This is a genomic window from Curtobacterium sp. MCBA15_016, assembly GCF_001865105.1.
Taxonomy (GTDB): domain Bacteria; phylum Actinomycetota; class Actinomycetes; order Actinomycetales; family Microbacteriaceae; genus Curtobacterium.
Genome location: NZ_MJGR01000015.1, coordinates 84,137 through 100,955, shown reverse-complemented (window position 1 = coordinate 100,955; position 16,819 = coordinate 84,137). Strand labels below are relative to the sequence as shown.

Here is a 16,819-nt window from a genome sequence, read left to right as displayed (position 1 = left end):
TGCTCCTCGATTCCTGCCTGCGTTCTGCATGGTGCCGACGCCGGGTGCCTGGTGGGCTGGTACCCGACATCATGCAGCACCGTTCACGACGGTGCAGCGAGGACGAGCGGGAGCGATGCCATGCCGACTGCGATCACGCCTCTGGGTGAGTACCTCCGCGCACGACGAGCACTCGTGCAGCCGCAGGACGTCGGCATCGTGTCGTCGACGCCGAGGCGGGTCGTCGGGCTGCGACGGGACGAGGTGGCCCGCCGCGCCGGGATCAGTCAGGAGTACTACCTCCGACTCGAGCAGGGCCGCGACCGCCAACCGTCGGACCAGGTGCTGCACGCCCTCGGCCGTGCGCTCCGCCTGGACCAGGACGCGGTGGACCACATGGACCGCCTCGTCCGGATCCAGACCGGCGAGGCTCGTTCCGACGACCACACGACGCCGGCTCGCGTCATGGACACGCTGAGCGGCCTCCTCGACCAGTGGACCGGGACGCCGGCGTACATCATGGACGGCAACCAGGACGTCCTGGTCGTGAACCCGCTGGCACGGGCGATGACGGGCGGCGGGCTGACACCCGGGGTGAACCTGCCGCTGGCGGTGTTCTCGCCGTTCGGCCGCGCGGTGATGGAGGACTGGCCGGAGGCCGCCGCCCGGACCGCGGCGACGCTGCGGTACGGGAGCGATCCCCGCGATCGGCGGCTGCAGGAGATCATCGGCACCCTGTCCGTCCGGGACCCGGATTTCCGGCGGCTCTGGGCACGGCACGACGCCCGCCCGTACCTCAACGGCTCGATCGACCAGGACGTGCACGGCCACGGCCGGGTGACCCTCACGTGCCAGACGCTCGAGGTCCCGGGCCCGCAGCGGTACGTGCTCACCGCCTTCCACGCGGCGGACGGCACGGACGGTGCGCGGGCGCTGGCGGCGCTGCGAGACGAGGTCACGACCGCTCCTGGACGACGCGCCGTCGAGGTCTGACCGCCGGGCGACGCCCTCGTCCCGCGGGCCCTCAGCCGCTCGGGCCGGTGAGCGAGTCGCGGAGCGCCGCCAACTCCCGTTGCAGGGCGTCCAGGCGGGCGGGACGAACGCGTGCCGGCAAGGCGCGGAGCGCGCGGTCCACGTCGGCCAGCGCCTCGGTGGGTCGTCCGAGCTCCACCAGCACCGCCGCCCGCGAACGGAGCAGCAGCCCGATGGACGTCCCGGTGTCGTCCGGCAGCGTCCGGAGCCCGGCGTCGAGGACGTCGAGCGCTTCGCTCGGCGCACCGGACTCGAGGAGCGTGGTGGCGAGCGCCGCGCGGGCCAGCGCCTGCGCGTACCGAACGCGTTCGTCGACGGGGTCGAGCCCCTCCACGATGCCGTCGACCGCCGCTCGGAGCGCGGCGACCGCTTCGTCGTACCGACCCTGTGCCTGCAGGGCGAGGCCCAACATGCCCCGCGCCTGGTGCAGGAAGACCGGGTCGTCCTCGCTCTCGAACCCCGCGACCGCAGCGAGTGCGTGTACTTCGGCGGTGACCGGATCCCCGCGGTCGAGTGCGCTCCAGGCGACGTGGTAGTGCCCCCATGCGATCAGATCGACGGCACCGGTACGTTCCGCCGCGGCGAGCGCCTCGTCCGCGTGCTGCGTGGCCAGTCCGTGGTCGGCTCGTTCGACGTGCGCGGCCCAGGCGAGATGTCCCGCCACTCGTGAACGCGCGGCGTCGTCCGCGAGCTCGTCCGCTGCTCGCTGTGCCACGAGGTCGAGCTCGTACCACCGTCCCCAGTCCGGCCAGAGGTTCCCGAACCACTGCAGCACGGTCGTGAGTGCGACCACGATCTCGTGCCACCCGAGCGCGGCGGCCCGACGGAAGGCCGGCCACCAGTGGTCGACCTCTCCGATGATCCAGTCGCGGGCGACGTCCTGATCGGCGTCCGGTTGTGCGACGGGGGCACGGCCGGGCACCACGAACGCGGACCCGGCCGCGAGGAGCCGGTCGAGCAACCACCGGGTGAGCCGCTCGCGTGCAGCTGCCTCGGTCCGGGCGTCTTCGCGGAGCCGCTCGAGCGCGAACAGCCGGATGATGTCGTGCACGCGGTACCGCGTGCCCCGGGGTTCGACCAGGCCGAGGTCGACCAGTCCCTCGAGTCGGGCCTCGGTCTCGTCTGGGCTCGCGCCGACCGCCGCCGCGACGACGTCGGCGCCGAACGTGACGCCGTCGAGTGCCGCGGTCGCCCGGAACACGGCGGCCGTCGCCGGGTCGAGGTCGTCGTAGGAAACCGCGATCGCCGCCGCGACCGAGACATCGCCGGCCACGAGCAGCGTGAGTCGGCGATCGGTCGACCGCATGCGGGCGACGAGGTCCGCCACGCTCGTGGCCGGACGGCTCGCGATGCGGTTGGCGGCGACGCGGAGCGCGAGGGGGAATCCGTCGCACAGCGCGATGAGCTCGTCGACCGCAGCAGGATCGCGCTGCTCGGCCGGCACGATGCGTTCGAGCAGGCGACGACCGTCCTCCGGTCCGAGCACGTCGAGGACGATCCGGTCCGCGTCGAGACCCGCGAGCGTCCGACGCGAGGTCGCGACGACGGTCGACCGTCCTTCGACGAGCACGGGTCGGACCTGGTCCTCGCCTGAGACGTTGTCGAGGTGCACCAGCACCCGTTCGGCCGAGCACAGCTCCGACCACCGCGCCCTCGCTGCCGCCAACGTGCCGGGCGGATCGTCCGGGTCGCACTGTCGGAGGACGCGTTGGAGCACCTCCAACGCGGTCGTCGCCGGTCGGCCGTGTCCGGCGAGGTCCACGAACACGCGGCGCTCGGCGGCGGACGCTCGTCCGATCGCCTCCGTCACGAGCGCGGTCTTCCCGATGCCGGGTGGCCCGGAGACGACGACGACCGGCGGGCCCGACGGCCGGTCGAGGTCCGCGACGAGCCGGTCGAGTTCACCCGAGCGCCCGGTGAAGTCCGCCACGCGTGGCGGGCGGAAATCGGTGCGTCCGGTGTCCGGCCCCGCGCCCACCAGCGGCGCCCGGAGCCATCGACGTGCCGCGTCGTCGAGCCCGAGTCCGGAGACCAGCGCCTCGATCGTGCGGGGCTGCGGGTGGCGACTGCGGCCGCGCTCGATGTCGCTGATGCCCCGGACGCTCACGCCCGATCGTTCCGCGAGAGTCTCGAGCGTCATGCCGGCTGCGAGCCGGAGTGTCCGGAGCCGCGCTGCGAGGTCCGTGTCGCCCACGACGCTCCTCCCGGTCGGGGACAGCGTAACCTGAGTCGCGTCTCAGACGAGGTCCGTCGGCTCGTCCGCCTCGTCCTGCGGACGACGCGGGAGCAGGTCCGGCAACTCGGCCTCCGATGGCGGGGGGCCCATCGTGTACAGGGCCACCGCGGAGGCCTCCAACGTCGATCGGTTGCCGAACCGCGGCCACCGCCGGAGCATCTCACCGACGAACCCACCGGCATCACCGTGGTCCGCGAGCACCGTCTCGACGTCGCCGAGGTACCTGCGGAGCGCGGCGACCTGCGGTCGAGCGGCGTCGGAACGGGAAGCCGGGTGCCGGTGACTCGCGATCACCCATGCCGGACGCAGCGCCTCGACGAGGTCGAGTGCCCGTGCCCAGCTCCGTCGGGAATCCGCGTCCGTGCCGACGAGCCACGGGTGCACGCGGTTGTAGACGAGGTCGCCGCCGATCACCGCGTCGAGGTGCCGGACCGACACCAGGCTCGTCGGCCGGTCGCCGATCCGTCCCACGTCGAACAGCTGCAGTGCATGGCCCTCGAGGTCGACGACCCCGGCCGGGTCGGGGGTCGGAGCGGTGAGGGATCCGGGGAGCCGTCCGGGGAACAACGACTCCCACCGGGAACGGTGCGCGGGCGCCGTCTGGTCGAGCGCACGCGTGGCGACGTCGGCGACGGCCGTCGCGACCGCGTCGGGGAACGCCCGCAGGACGCGACCGAGGCCGAAGAAGTGGTCTGCCTGGCCCTGGGTGACCACGACGGTCCGGAGCCGTTTCCCGCTGCCTCGGATCCACTCGACCAGGGCGTCGGCCTCGTCCGCCGTCATCAGGGCGTCGACGAGGACGGCGTCGTGTTCGCCGGAGACCAGGGTCGCCGTCGTGGGCGACCACGTCGCGGTGCCCGTGCCGTCGAGACCGGTGCGGGCGACGTCCCGGTAGCCGCCGAGCCACACGTCCATGGTGAGGGGGGCGAGGACCGTGCCCCCCGCGGTCCGGAGCCGATCCGCCAGCCACTGCCGGACGCGCTCGCGCTCGGACGCGGACGGGGCGGTGACCGCCTCGGTCGTCCACGTGACGAGGCTCCCCTCTGCCTCCTGGGACACGCGGACGACGCCGTCCACGTCGTCGACTGCCGAACCGCCGGGGACGCGAGCGCGATAGGCGACGACGCCGTCCTCGGTGCGGGAACGCTCCTCGACGACGCCCAGGTCGCCAGGGAGCCGCCGGATCCAGCGACTCGTACCGGGCGCGAGGAGCTCGGTCGCACCGTCGGGACCGACGTGCCCGTCGGCGAAGTCGACGAAGCGGGACCACGTCGCGCTCGGCGAGCAGTCGAAACGGGCGGCGACGGTGACGTGCGCCCGGCGGACCGGTGGATCGTGCACGGCACTCCCTTCGCACTGCGCCGACGGTACGGGTCCGAGCAGGCGCGAGGGTGTCCCCGTCGGGGACACCTGGCGCATCCCGGGACCGGGACTGCGCCAGGATGGAGGAACCACGGCGCCGGACGCGCCGGCAGGGAGGGAGGACGGGTCGTGATCGCGACAGGGACACCGCTCGGCGACTACCTCCGAGCGCGTCGAGCGGCGACCCGCCCCGAGGACGTCGACGTACGGTCGCACACGCGCCGCCGGGTCCCGGGGCTCCGTCGCGACGAGGTCGCCGGGCTCGCGGGGATCAGCCAGGAGTACTACCTGCGGCTGGAGCAGGGTCGCGACCGCGCACCGTCCGAACAGGTCCTCCACGCGTTGGCCCGGGCACTGCGGCTCGACGATGCCGGCGTCCAGCACCTGCTGCGGCTCAGCACGGTGCAGCCGCTGGACGTGGCGGCGGCCGAGGCCGCGGTCTCGATCGAGGCGATGTCCGCCATCCTCGACTCCTGGCCGAACACACCCGCGTACATCATCAACTCCCGCCACGAGGTCGTGCTCTCGAACGCCCTCGCGCGGTGGGTGGTCCCGCTCGGGCTCGAGGTCGGCAGGAGCATCCCCGAGGTGGTCTTCACCTTCCCGGAGGTCCGAGCGCTGCCGACCTGGCCGGCGCTCGCCGACCGGACCGCACGCCGCATGCGGTTCTACGGGCACCCGTACGACCCCCGGCTCCACGAGACCGCGGCGAGGCTCGCCGAGGCGGACCCGGTGTTCCGCCGGCTCTGGGAGCGCCACGAGGTCGACCCGTACTACGACGGGGATGTCCGGCCCTCGGTCGACGGGTACGGACAGATCACGCTCCGCCACCAGACGTTCGTGGTCCCGAACACACCGGGGTACCTGCTCTGCGCGTACCACGCCGTGCCGGGATCCGACAGCGCCGCCGCGCTCGCGGACCTCGCGGACCGCATCGCGGGCGCCGTCGCCCTCAGCTGAGCTCCGCCGATGTCCGCGACACGTCGAAGTTCTGGTCGAACAGGTCGTCGGGGTCCCACCGGGCCTTGAGGTCCCGCAGTCGCGCGAGCGTCGCCGGCGGGAACGCCTCGGCCACGGCGCTCGGTGCGTGATCGGTCTCGAAGCTCAGGTACATGCCGTCCATCCGAGGGTGCACGGACTCCCACGCGTCGTGGAACGCGTCGCCGCCCCGGACCGACACCGCAGTCACCGAGAAGTTCTGGTGCCGGTGCGCGTAGGCGGTCGCCGCCGGGTCGACGTCGTTGATCGCGCCGCCGACCGAGCGGATCTGGACCATGTCCACGCCGGCGCTGCGGAGCAACACCGCGATCCGGTCGGACAGGTCTTGGTCGAGGTGCACGGCCAGCCCGGTGTGGGTGGCAGCACGCTGCTGCCCGGTGTGCGGCGCACCGCTCGTCAGCGGTACCGCCGCGTACGGCGTCACGGCGGCCCGCTGCCCGGCCAGGCCCGGGATCCGCAGGAAGCGTTCGATCTCCGGGGCCGCCGCTTCCAGGTCGTCGCCGGCGTACACGATGGTCGCCTGCGCGAAGGGCGTCGGCCCCGCCCCCAGGTAGAGGAAGGCTGACACCCGACGCGCCGCGGTCTCCACCGTCCGGCCCCAGGCTTGCAGGAACGCGGCGAGGTCGATCGGCTGGTACACCGCGGTGGTCTGCACGACGTCGGCGGTCTCCGAGGCCTCGAAGTCGAACGCCGTGACGATCCCGAAGTTGGCGCCGGCGCCACGGATCGCCCAGAACAGGTCTGGTTCCTCGTCGCCGGAGACGCGCCGTGCGGTTCCGTCCGCCGTGACGATCTCCGCGCCTCGCAGGCGGTCGATGGTGAGGCCGTGCGCACGGCCCATCAGGCCGATGCCACCGGTCGTGGCGAGACCGCCGACCCCGACGTCACCGGAATCGCCGGAGCTGATCGCGAGGCCGTGCGGGGCGAGCGCCCACGCCACGGCGCCCCAGCGCGCGCCGGGCCCGACGCGGACCGACCGGCCTCCCCGGGGCTCGACGGACGCGAGGGCACGGAGGTCGATCACGTCGCCACCGGTGTTGGTGGCGATGCTGCTGATGCCGTGCCCGCCGCTGCGCACCGCGAACGGGCGCCCCGACGCGCGCACGATCGCGAGCGCCTCGGCGACCTCGGTCGTCGTGCGCGGGAGCAGGATCGATCCCGGTCGGCCGGTGCTCGAGTAGACGTGCTGCAGTGCGGCGTACCCGGTGTCGCTGGGTCGGACGATGTCCATGGTTCCTCGGTTCAGCGCACGGTGGACCCGGGACGCGGGCCCTCGGCTCGATCGGTGAAGTACTGCAGGGCGGTGCGGGCGAGCGGGCTGCTCCCGGCGACCAGGTGCGCGACGTGGTCGCCGACCTGGGTCGCGTCGATCCACCGCGGGTCGTCGATCCCGGCGGCCTGCCGGGCGCGGGTCCGGACCACCCCGAGCACGAGCTGCGCGACGCGTGGACCGCGTCCGCCGAGCTCGGCGTCCAGCGTCAGGGAGAGGGACTTCGTCGCCGCGGCGCTCAGCGCGACCCCGGCACTCCCGGGGAACGGGATGTCCGCGCTCATGCCGTTCAACTGCATGAGCACTCCGGTCCCGGTGATCCGCGGCAGGAACGCCCGGAAGACCCGGAAGACACTCGTCAGGTTGCCGTCCAGCAGGCGCTGCCACTCGTCGTCGTCGAGCGCCAGCGCCGGCTTCCGGCCCTGGTCGCCCCAGGATGCGAGCGACACGACCACGCCGTCGAACGCCCCGAACTCCTGCGCCATCGCGGTCACGTCGTCGTCCAGCCCGGGGTTCATCGCGTCGAGCACCCTCGTGTGCAGGGTGCCGGGGAGCCCGGCCGTCGCGAGCCGTGCCGCGACGGCAGCGAGTCGCGCGCCGTCCCGTCCGGTCGCGATCACGGTCGCGCCCGCGGCGAGCATCGACCGGACCACGCCCTCCCCCACGCCGCCGCTGCCGCCGACCACGACGACCGTCCGTCCTGTCAGGTCCGCAGTGGGTGTCGTCCATGTGTCGATGGTGCTCATCGTCCGTGCTCCTCGTGTTCGTCTGCTTCCGGACGTCCGTCGTCCGGTCCGTCGCCGTCCAATCGGCGCATGTGCTCCTCGAGCGCGCGCAGTGCGCCGTCGAGCCCTGCCAGTGCTGCGTCGTCGAGCGCGTCGCCGAACCACGTCGCCGCAGCACGGAGGTGCGACCCGACGGCGGCCCGGTGGGCGGACCGCCCGGAGTCGGTGATCACGATCGACGATCCGCGCGCGTCCCGGAGGCCTCCGCGCCGTTCGACCAGTCCTCGTCGCTCGAGCCGGCGCAGCTGGTGGGCGAGGCGACTGGAGTCCCAGCCGATCGCCGCGGCGCACGTCGTCGGCCGGGCGTCGCCGCCCATGTCGACCAGGTGCGCGAGCACCGTGAACTCCGCCTCCGACAGGTCGGCTCCGTCGCGCAGGTCGGCGCCGACACGGCGGCGCAGCCGCTCCGTCACCACCTGGAGCCGTTGCCACGTGGCCAGTTGTCGCTCGCTCAGTCGCTGTTGCACAGCGGCTACAACTACCTGACGCGTCAGGTATTCCCGTCGCGACCGCAGATCGGACGGGAGGCGCGGGTCGGGCCCGCACCGCGCCTCCCGTCCGCCGTCTCACGCGTCGGCGACCCGACGTCGAGCGGCCGCTCCGATGAACTCACCGAGTTCGAGTTCCAGGGCGAGCAGCTGGTCGTCATCGAGACGCGCAGCACCGGCCGCCGCCCGTGCGCGGTACGACGGGCTCGCCATGCGTTCCTCGAAGGTGCGGTAGGCGGACTCGAGGTCGGCCTTCGGCGGGAGGGTGGCACGGTTGACCATCGCCTTCGCGGTCGCGAGCGCGTCGCCGTCGAAGGAAGCGAGGCGCCCGATGACGCCGGCCACGTACTCGTCGAGCTGGTCGTCGTCGAGCGCACGCGTCACCCACCCCCAGCGCTCGGCGGTGTCTGCGTCGTAGTCCGCGCTGGTCAGGATGACCTCCAGCGCTCGGTCACGTCCGATCTGTCGGGGTAGTCGCTCCGTCCCGCCACCACCAGGGACGACCGCCGTGCCGACCTCGGGCTGTCCGAAGCGGGCGCGCTGCCGGCTCGCGTACCGCAGATCCAGTGCGAGCGCGAGCTCGTTGCCGCCGCCGCGCGTGCGCCCACGGATCACCGCGATCGTGATGTACCGGGCCTCCGACAGCGCGACGACGAGATCGAGCCAGGCCGCACCTCCGGGGAAGTCGTCGATCCGCGCGAGGTCGAAGTGGTTGAGGAAGAAGTCGTCGGTGCTGCTCTCGAAGACGAGCACCTTGAGGTCCGAGTCGCCCGCGAGCCCCGCGACGACGTCGGCCAGGCCGTGAACGGTCGCCCCCGTCATCAGGCCGACGGGTGGATCGGAGACGACCACGCGTCCGACCTCGGGTGACTCGCGGGTGAACTGCACAGCGGGCATCGGATCTCCGTTCGGTTGGTGCCAGCGACCGTACGGAGGCGACGGCCCGGGAGCGTGTCCCGGTCGGGGGCAGGCTGCCGGGCCGCGCGACCGGCGAAGATCTGGTCAGCGGAACGCAGAGGGCGCACCGCGGAGAGGAACACCCATGTCGACCGCCGAGAACACCGAGACCGTCGTGGGCTTCTACACGCAGTCGTTCAACGACGGCGAGCCCGAGGCCGCGGCATCGCGCGCCCTCGGCACGAGCTACGTGCAGCACAACCCCTCGGCCCCTGACGGTGCGGAGGCATTCATCGCCTACGTGCACTCCATGCGCACACGGTTCCCCGGACTCCACGTGGACGTCAAGCGGACCGTCGCCGAGGGCGACCTCGTCGTCACCCACAGTGCGTTCCACCTCGCACCGGGCGACCGCGGCATGGCCGTCGCGGACTTGTGGCGGCTCGAGGACGGACGCATCGTCGAGCACTGGGACGTGATGCAGCAGGTACCGGAGCAAGCGGCCAACGCGAACACGATGTTCTGATCGAGCCGAGCGAGGTGTTCGGCTTATTCGCGGATGCCAGTGGTGGCGCGGTTCTCGCATCCCCGTACCGACGTGCGTTCCACGCGTATCGGGATTCTGTTCCACGGCAACCGCCTTCCGGCTACACCGCGGTCGGCCCCGGTAGGCAAGAGCGGACCTACGGAGCGGCCCTAATCGGCCCCGTTCGATCAGTCTTCGCTAGCAAGCCCTAGGCTAGCGTCGGGCTGCTCAGCCCCCTGGACATCCGAGGACCTTGACGGCGACACCGTGCGGCTAATCATCGACACTAGATCGATCGGCAGCTCCGGGATCCGCCCGTCCGCCAGGGGCGCGAGCGATCCGTCAAGGTGCTGTCCAGCTTGAAGTTCCATGTCGTAGGCGGGCCACTGGATGGTCTTCCATGGCAGGACAGGGAGCGTCGAGAGGTCCCCGCCTGCGGGCGGAGCACCATGGAGAAGCTCCCATGCGGACCCGCTCTCCTCCAGCGGATGAGTGACATCCCAGCCCGGGTGCCACAGCATCGTGACACAGAGGCCGTTCTCCACCAGGAGGAGGAAGTGGAAGTCCGCCTCGCCTCCGTCATGCTTGACGCGGCGCGGGATGACGACCCGATAGGTCGATTCACCGGGTGACCCGTCCGTCCGGAACACCCAGATAGACAAGCCATCGGGAAGAGCTTGGCCCTCATCTGCGAGCCACTCCAAGTTCGGCATCTTTCCGTCGAAGCGAATCGCGCTTTCATCAACCTTCGGATGAGTCCACCGCGCTTCCCCATGGCCGAGAAGGAGCATGATCTTCGCGAACCAGACCCCGATGGCTTGCAACTCATCATGTGTGGCCGGACCTCCCCAAGCGTTCGGGTACAGGCGTCGGATGACCTCCTTCGCCGGCTTCTCGACTCGCCGGTCCATCTCGTTATTGCAGCTCTCGCATGCTGGAACGAACACGCGCTGACGCTCCGCGAGGTTCAGCGGCAGGTCGCCGCGGCCGAGCAATGGTGCACCGTTCTTCGCCCAGCCGCCGCCGGGTGGTCCTGCAGCGTCGCGGTCTCCCAGGTACCAGGCTGGCCAGACATGTTCGCCTTTGCCGATGCCCGGCGCTGTTCGACAGATCACACAAGTCGTTACATGCACCATCCGGTTACCCCGTCCCGTCTCATATCGACGACAGGACTCTAGGCGTTGTCCGCCAAGACCTCGCTACGCGTGCCCCCGTCTGCGCTCGGAGAGGTAGCGCGAACAGAACCGATGGCACGCACGGCGGATGCGCGTCCATGCGCGACCGCTGCTCCGCTGGGGGTCGCCGGTACCGCGATCGTCCCCAGCAGCTCGATATATAACATTTCGCGCTCCGCCGAGATCAGCAATCTGTCCAGTCCGCCGAGCATCGGCGTGGGGCGAATGAAAGCGGCACCGGCGCAATCGCCTCGAACCAAGTTACTCGGAGCTCCCGTCCAGTCGGCAGTGGGCGCTATTCTCCGTTTGTCGGGTCAGTCGAGAAAGTAGTCGTCGTTCATCTCAGGCTCAGGAACTAGTTCGTCGTACCCGACACGCGTGATCCCGGTCTCACCAGGACGTAGCGACTTCTCCCGCGCTCGCTCAATTGCCTCGAAGGCAGCGTTGGCATGCTTGGCCTGCTCTTCCGAGAGGTAAAAGGCGAGGGAGCGAACACGCGCTGACGCCTTAGCAGCCTTCTCGAAGACCACAGGTTCGACTGCTGCGCCAACGAGCTCGCGGACGGCGGACTCCACCGCACTGCGACTCACTCTTCTACGAAGATTAGGGAGGAGGTTGATCATTCCGTCCTCGCTAACGATCACTATGAGTGTGGTCCCTTCGGCCGCACCCTGGTGGTAGCGCAGTGCGGAGTTGTACCGAGCACCACGTGACGGGTCTCCCACACCTGCTGTGGCCTGTCCGTCCAGGATCACGCCGACGGCGTGGCACTGCGCATCCGGAGCGACAAGGATGGCGCCATCGATTGCCGTGAGGCTGGCGAGGTTCGAAGCATCTAGGCGCCGCGGAGTGATCGCGAGTGCCTGTGGCGCAAGACGCTCAGCCTCCGCGTCTGCATCGACACGAACGACAAGCATCGTGCCGTGTTGCTGTCTCGATGCCGCTTCGGTCAGGACCCAAAGGGCATCGCCATCACCGACGCCCTTGAAGACCCGGTCGACAGCATCGAGGAAAGTCTCCTTGCTGATCCGGTCACGGGGGAGGCTGGGGTTGCCATTGTCCACGGCAAGCAACCCGAGCTCGCGTGTTCCAAAGCCCCACTGCCCTCGGCCGGTGACGGTTATCTCGAAAACGCCCTCAGCTGCCGGATCCGTGCGCGTATGCCCGAGCCCCGTAGCCACCGAGCCGTCGGTAAGGAGTGCCAGGTTCGGTCCTGTCATCTCAAGCGCCTTTCGGAGTGCTCGCGTTTGATCCAACCGCACTCCGGTCTTGAAGTGAATATCGACCTCCAAATGACCACTCTGATGCTTGCCGAGCAAGAGCGTTCCCACGCCGGTGCGCCCTTCATATGGCTGTGCAGAAACGGCATTCATAGTGTTGAAAAGGTCCCCTCCGTACACGTTGCCGTAGCTGGAAACTATTCCGCGAAGCAGTTCGTTGGCCGCAACTCGGACAGTCTCTGGAACAAGATCGGGAGTCCAATCTCGAAGTCCTTCCGGTTCCGACGTCAACCCGAGAGCCAAAGTCATCTCGCCGAGCGCCCTTCGGACGACCGCGTGCTGCAACGATTGGGAGTACCCACGGCTGCCAACAACCGGATCGGCAGGCGGAATCTCGGCGGGGAGGGCAGGCGCGGAGTCCCAACGGGACTTCAAGGCTGCCACCACCGGGTACACCCGGTAGTCAGCAACCCGCGCAGGTCGGCCCGCGAAGAAGTACCGGTCTGCCCCACGGGGAGAGTCAGCGAGGGCGGACTCAATAGCCGTACGTCGCAAGTTCTCTCGACTACGCCGGACCCGACTCTCTTCCAACCGCGGATCCGTGGTGAATGAGTCCCTCTCCGAACTCGCTTCGAACTTGCGCTCTGCCTCGTCCATTGCGCTGGTCAACAAACTCGACGGGTACTCGCCGTCCTCCGGCTCAACGCAGATGGGATTCGGCCCCGTACCCGCCTCGCGGAAGCCGACCAGAACCACCTCCGGCGCCGCAGGAAGACCGATTCGCAACAACGCTTCGTTGACGAAGCTCGTCGCCGCGCTACGGAAGTGTGGCTGAAATCCCCACATGAACTCTCGGATCGATCGCGTTGACATAGGTGCCTTTCGTCGGTAGTCCCAGCCCATGGTGCCCCAACCCCTGCTCAGTTTCGGCGCGAAGGTTCCGTGTCCGGCGATGCTGGAGCTATCACGGGCCAGGAGGCGCACCAGGCGGCTGTTCGAGGAGCCGCGATCGATCCGCGCGGAGCCTCCTAACTTCGACGGATTTCACCCAGAGCCCGACCGATCGTTGCCCGCGGGGAACGCCAGCTACGGTCCGCTGCCTTCCGCGCCGCGTCCAGTCCGTCACGGGCTTGCTCATCGCGTACGCCCGCGTCGCTCGCTCAAACGACCCGAGGTCTGCTTCGCCAGCTAGATTGAGGTCGTGCCTGCCCTCTCCCCCGACGCGCCCCGCGACCCCTACATCGAACGCGTCGTCCTGCATGACTTCCGGGGTATTCAGCAACTCGAACTCGAACTCGAACCTGATCTGACTGTGTTGGCAGGACGAAACAACGCCGGGAAGTCGCGAATCATCGCAGCACTGCAACTGGCGCTTGGAGGACGCGCCGCTGACGTCGATGACTTCACAGCAGGCGGAGCGGGCGACCCACAGATTGACGTGATTGTCGCTCCGGCGCCTCCAGAAGAAGAGTCCGCAGCCGAAGAGTTTTCACGTCCGCTTACCGCTCTATTCGAGCGCCAGGTACAGACGCTATCGGAAGAGCCCTTACGAGAGCGGATTGGCTGGCGAACGACCATAGCAAGGTCGGCAGAGGCTGCAGGTGTGCGTGCAGAAGCTAGGTTCTTGACCTTCGACGTTAACGAACGAAAGTGGGTGCCTAGCGCCAACGCGGATTCGGTCTCGACTAGGCAGCGGCGCGCCTTTGCCGTCGACTTCATCAACACAGGACGAGACCTTCGCGATGAACTTGGGCGACAGGGTTCGAACATCCGACGGATTTTGGCCGACCTAGAGGTCCCACAGCAAGCACGGGAGCGTCTCGAAAATGATCTCGAAGAGCTAAGCAGTCGAATTGTGCAGCAAAGCGCGACGTTGAAATCGGTATCCGAGGAGCTTGGGCGAATGCACGAGTTAGTCGGCAGCGTTGGCGAACCAGCTCTCAATCCGCTCCCCGGCAACCTGAACGAACTCAGCCGCCTCATCTCGATCGATCTCGACACCGGAGGCGGCCCGCTGCCGATCCGACTGCACGGAGCAGGGTCACGAAGCCTCTCGTCCCTCCAGGTGCAAGGTGTGCTCTATAACCGACGGCTAGGAAAGGATGGTGGCGCGGTCGCTCCGACGCCAGTGACCCTTGTTGAGGAACCGGAAGCGCATTTACACCCACAGGCCTCGATGGAGCTTCCAGAACTCTTGCGCAACCTTCGCGGACAAAAGGTAGTGAGCACGCACTCTGCGCACCTCGTCACCGCAGTGGAACCGAGGGCGGTTCGTCTCATCCAGACGCGCGGCACGGAGACAATTCCTGTCGACCTTGGCCCCGCGGCAGATGCGAGTGCAGCAACCCATCGTGCGTTCCGGCCCGCTCTACACACAGCCGAGATGGAAAAGATTCGACGGCTTGTGGAGCGTCCGTTCGGCGAACTCCTTTTTGCAAGCTCGGTTGTCTTAGGGGACGGCGCAACGGAACGAGGATTTGTGCCTGTAGTGTTGCGGTACGCGCTGCAGCATCGTTCGCACGGAGTTGCCACCGTCGATGCCGGAAGCTTGAACGGCGAACTCGCGAAAGCCATCGTCAAGTTTTCCGCGATGACACAAATGCCGTGCGTTGTGTTCGCCGATAGCGACGAGTCGGGCTTGATCGCCGTCGCGGACCTGAAAGGCGTCGCGGGGGCTTACCCGATCGAAATCATATGGATCAACGGTCAAGACGGGGAAGGCAACCCTCTTCCCGGCGCGATCGAGGACATGCTTCTCAAGTTCGACGAAAAGTTGTGTGAACGCGCGTGCGATCGCGTACGCCCGGGAACCATTGGCAACACGAAACAGCGCCTGAAGCAGATTAAAGGCAGCTCTGGCCGTTTCCTTGCGGAAGAACTTATTCACTCTTATCCATCAGTCAGCGACTGGCCAACCTCGGTCCAGGAACTAGTGAGAAGCGTGGAGATCACCTCATGACAAGCGAATCATCTGACGCGTTTACCCTCACTGCAGACCAGCAGAACGCCGTCGACGCGGATGACCGCGCGGTCGTTGTATTGGCGAGCGCCGGCAGCGGAAAAACGGAAACCGTAGCCCGTCGCGTGTTGCGCTTGGTCGAGGAGTCCGAAGAAGGTCATCGCATCCTTGCGCTGACGTACACGAACAAGGCAGCCGAGGAACTTCGGGAGAGGTTCCGCCTTCGGGCGGGAAGCCTCGCTCACCTCGTCACTACGGAAACCATTCACGGTTTCGCGCATGCCCTAGTGCAGCAGCACGGTACGAAGATTGGCCTACCGGTAGACCCGGAGCTCCTCACTCGCGATGAAGATAGAGTGGAACTATTGACGAGATGGCTTGCGAGTGAAGGGCTGCCGCCGTCAGATGACGCTCTCGCATTTTTGAGAGATGTGGATTTAGCCCGAGCACGGCTCCGCCCTAGCGAGAAAGTCGCGGATTGGCGAAACGCGCTAGCCAGCTTGCCGGGTCTGGACTATCCAGGCCTTCTCGATGCGGCTCACGACCTCCTCGAACTTCAAAGTGTTCAGCGCCAAATGACGCGAACCTACTCTCAGATCATTGTCGACGAAGCGCAGAACCTCACGCCGGCTCAATACCGTTTACTGGACCAAGTACTCGGGGCGGGCGTCGACGGACCAGCAGCGATGCTCGTGGGCGATGACAAGCAATCAATCGTCAGCTTCGCGGGTGCCGATCCCCGTCTCCTGCAGGAGTTCGTTCGGGAACGAAGCGCAAAGGTCATCCGACTGCGCGAGAACTTCCGTTCCGCTCGTGTGCTGAGCGCTCTGAGCGAGCGGGTGGCCAGCGAACTTGACCAGCGCCGACAACCTGTGCCTCCTCACGCAGCCGCAGGCCTCCTTCAAACCCGCGAGCTGCCTGATGAAACCGCCGAAGGGACGCACATCGCAAGGTGGATAGCTGATCTCCTCGAGAACGGGCTGCCAGCCGCGACACTAGCGCAGGGGGAAGCTGGGACAGTCCGAGACCACGAGATCGCAGTGCTCGGGCGATCGGCTTCGGCCCTTCGAGCCGTATCGGACGCTCTCGACGCCCAAAGCATCGCGTACACAGCAGCGAGCGGCTCGGGCGACTGGCTGCAGGGCACCGTTGGGCAACTTGTACTGGAAGTCATCGCACTGCGTGCCGCGCCCGATCAGGTGTCAACGCGTTGGCGACTGGGCCGGCTGCTGGGCACGCCGGAGGAATCTCTTACGACCGTTGCCGACGTTAGGACGGCGATAGTCAGGCATCCAGATCAGACGATCTCCTCAGTCGCCGAGCTTTTCGACGCGAAGGACGTCTCTGAACTGATCGAAAGTCTGGGCAGGATCGCCGTGCCGCAGTCCGCCGATGTGTCCGACCAGGCTGCCTGGGAATCCGACGCCGCCGAACTTGAAAGCGCCTGGGCAGACTTCGTTACGGTCACCGATGCCGATTCACGAACGTGGTCGAACTTCAGGCGCTTCTGCTCCCAACGTCAGCGGGGCGCAGCACTCAAAGGCGTTCAGCTACTCACCATTCACAAGGCGCAAGGAAGAGAATTCAAGGCAGTCGGTATAGTCGGAATGAACGATGGGCAAATGCCCGACTTTCGGGCTCGAACACCTGAAGACCTGGAGAGTGAACTGCGCACATTCTACGTTGCGATAACGCGCGCCCGGCGAGCTCTGGTTCTAACACGAGCTCTTCGCCGCCGAACGCGGTACGGCATGCGCGCAACGTCGCCCTCCCCGTTCCTCCGGTACGTCTCGGAAAGTTCGTAGCTGACGGACTGAAGTGGCAAGCTGAAAGTGGGTCTGCTTCGCCCGGTGCGGCCCTCCCGACGACGCCGATAACGCTCATTCGGTCA

General features: G+C 68.1%; 13 protein-coding genes. 5 read left to right on the top strand and 8 right to left on the bottom strand.

All coding sequences use genetic code 11. From position 1 onward, the window contains the following. Nucleotides 1-120 precede the first annotated feature (120 nt). Nucleotides 121-972, top strand: coding sequence for a helix-turn-helix domain-containing protein (locus BIV03_RS19065; protein WP_071295124.1), 852 nt, complete (start codon nt 121-123; stop codon nt 970-972). 31 nt (nt 973-1,003) lie between these two features. Here the strand turns inward: BIV03_RS19065 and BIV03_RS06755 are convergent, their stop codons facing one another. Together BIV03_RS06755 and BIV03_RS06750 are read right to left on the bottom strand one after the other, a co-directional pair. Continuing rightward, nucleotides 1,004-3,205, bottom strand: a complete 2,202-nt coding sequence (locus BIV03_RS06755) for a helix-turn-helix domain-containing protein (protein WP_071295123.1) — start codon at nt 3,203-3,205, stop codon at nt 1,004-1,006. 42 nt (nt 3,206-3,247) lie between these two features. Continuing rightward, on the bottom strand, nt 3,248-4,588 hold the full coding sequence (locus BIV03_RS06750; RefSeq protein ID WP_071295122.1) for an MBL fold metallo-hydrolase: 1,341 nt from the start codon (nt 4,586-4,588) through the stop codon (nt 3,248-3,250). Nucleotides 4,589-4,738: 150 nt separating this feature from the next. Here BIV03_RS06750 and BIV03_RS19490 point away from each other — a divergent pair, with 150 nt between their 5' ends. Continuing rightward, nucleotides 4,739-5,569 carry a helix-turn-helix transcriptional regulator gene (locus BIV03_RS19490; RefSeq protein WP_175473757.1) on the top strand — a complete coding sequence of 277 codons (831 nt, stop codon included), beginning with the start codon at nt 4,739-4,741 and terminating at the stop codon, nt 5,567-5,569. Here BIV03_RS19490 and BIV03_RS06740 read toward each other — a convergent pair. The 4 genes from BIV03_RS06740 to BIV03_RS06725 form a co-directional block, all read right to left on the bottom strand. Continuing rightward, nucleotides 5,562-6,839 carry an FAD-binding oxidoreductase gene (locus BIV03_RS06740; protein ID WP_071295121.1) on the bottom strand — a complete coding sequence of 426 codons (1,278 nt, stop codon included), beginning with the start codon at nt 6,837-6,839 and terminating at the stop codon, nt 5,562-5,564. The two genes, BIV03_RS19490 and BIV03_RS06740, sit on opposite strands and share 8 nt — an antisense overlap. Before the next feature lie 11 nt (nt 6,840-6,850). After that, the gene (locus BIV03_RS06735) at nt 6,851-7,624 is read right to left on the bottom strand and encodes an SDR family oxidoreductase (protein ID WP_071295120.1); all 774 of its coding nucleotides are present in this window, start codon (nt 7,622-7,624) and stop codon (nt 6,851-6,853) included. Then, nucleotides 7,621-8,076 carry a MarR family winged helix-turn-helix transcriptional regulator gene (locus BIV03_RS06730; RefSeq protein WP_254790778.1) on the bottom strand — a complete coding sequence of 152 codons (456 nt, stop codon included), beginning with the start codon at nt 8,074-8,076 and terminating at the stop codon, nt 7,621-7,623. Before BIV03_RS06730 ends, BIV03_RS06735 begins: the two co-directional genes overlap by 4 nt. Nucleotides 8,077-8,229: 153 nt before the next feature. Next, nucleotides 8,230-9,048, bottom strand: a complete 819-nt coding sequence (locus BIV03_RS06725; protein ID WP_071295118.1) for an enoyl-CoA hydratase/isomerase family protein — start codon at nt 9,046-9,048, stop codon at nt 8,230-8,232. A 145-nt stretch (nt 9,049-9,193) separates the two neighbouring features. Between BIV03_RS06725 and BIV03_RS06720 the strand changes: the two genes are divergently transcribed. Then, nucleotides 9,194-9,574, top strand: a complete 381-nt coding sequence (locus BIV03_RS06720) for an ester cyclase (RefSeq protein ID WP_071295117.1) — start codon at nt 9,194-9,196, stop codon at nt 9,572-9,574. Nucleotides 9,575-9,762: 188 nt separating this feature from the next. Here BIV03_RS06720 and BIV03_RS06715 read toward each other — a convergent pair whose 3' ends face one another. Continuing rightward, nucleotides 9,763-10,710, bottom strand: a complete 948-nt coding sequence (locus tag BIV03_RS06715; RefSeq protein ID WP_175475751.1) for a hypothetical protein — start codon at nt 10,708-10,710, stop codon at nt 9,763-9,765. A gap of 353 nt (nt 10,711-11,063) precedes the next feature. Next, nucleotides 11,064-12,815 carry a hypothetical protein gene (locus tag BIV03_RS06710; protein ID WP_368086572.1) on the bottom strand — a complete coding sequence of 584 codons (1,752 nt, stop codon included), beginning with the start codon at nt 12,813-12,815 and terminating at the stop codon, nt 11,064-11,066. A gap of 355 nt (nt 12,816-13,170) precedes the next feature. Here BIV03_RS06710 and BIV03_RS18690 point away from each other — a divergent pair, with 355 nt between their 5' ends. Both BIV03_RS18690 and BIV03_RS18685 read left to right on the top strand, forming a co-directional pair. Beyond that, complete coding sequence (locus BIV03_RS18690) at nt 13,171-14,928, top strand: ATP-dependent endonuclease (RefSeq protein WP_083403256.1); 1,758 nt, start codon at nt 13,171-13,173, stop codon at nt 14,926-14,928. Then, on the top strand, nt 14,925-16,733 hold the full coding sequence (locus BIV03_RS18685) for an ATP-dependent helicase (protein ID WP_083403255.1): 1,809 nt from the start codon (nt 14,925-14,927) through the stop codon (nt 16,731-16,733). The genes BIV03_RS18690 and BIV03_RS18685 overlap by 4 nt, the downstream gene beginning before the upstream one ends. Nucleotides 16,734-16,819: the final 86 nt, after the last annotated feature.

What these genes read in the sequence shown, in the direction of transcription:
- BIV03_RS19065 (WP_071295124.1), top strand. Translation starts at nt 121, where the DNA reads ATGCCGACTGCGATCACGCCTCTGGGTGAGTACCTCCGCGCACGACGA.
- BIV03_RS06715 (WP_175475751.1), bottom strand. Translation starts at nt 10,710, where the DNA reads ATGGTGCATGTAACGACTTGTGTGATCTGTCGAACAGCGCCGGGCATC.
- BIV03_RS06735 (WP_071295120.1), bottom strand. Translation starts at nt 7,624, where the DNA reads ATGAGCACCATCGACACATGGACGACACCCACTGCGGACCTGACAGGA.
- BIV03_RS06740 (WP_071295121.1), bottom strand. Translation starts at nt 6,839, where the DNA reads ATGGACATCGTCCGACCCAGCGACACCGGGTACGCCGCACTGCAGCAC.
- BIV03_RS06720 (WP_071295117.1), top strand. Translation starts at nt 9,194, where the DNA reads ATGTCGACCGCCGAGAACACCGAGACCGTCGTGGGCTTCTACACGCAG.
- BIV03_RS06725 (WP_071295118.1), bottom strand. Translation starts at nt 9,048, where the DNA reads ATGCCCGCTGTGCAGTTCACCCGCGAGTCACCCGAGGTCGGACGCGTG.
- BIV03_RS06710 (WP_368086572.1), bottom strand. Translation starts at nt 12,815, where the DNA reads ATGTGGGGATTTCAGCCACACTTCCGTAGCGCGGCGACGAGCTTCGTC.
- BIV03_RS18685 (WP_083403255.1), top strand. Translation starts at nt 14,925, where the DNA reads ATGACAAGCGAATCATCTGACGCGTTTACCCTCACTGCAGACCAGCAG.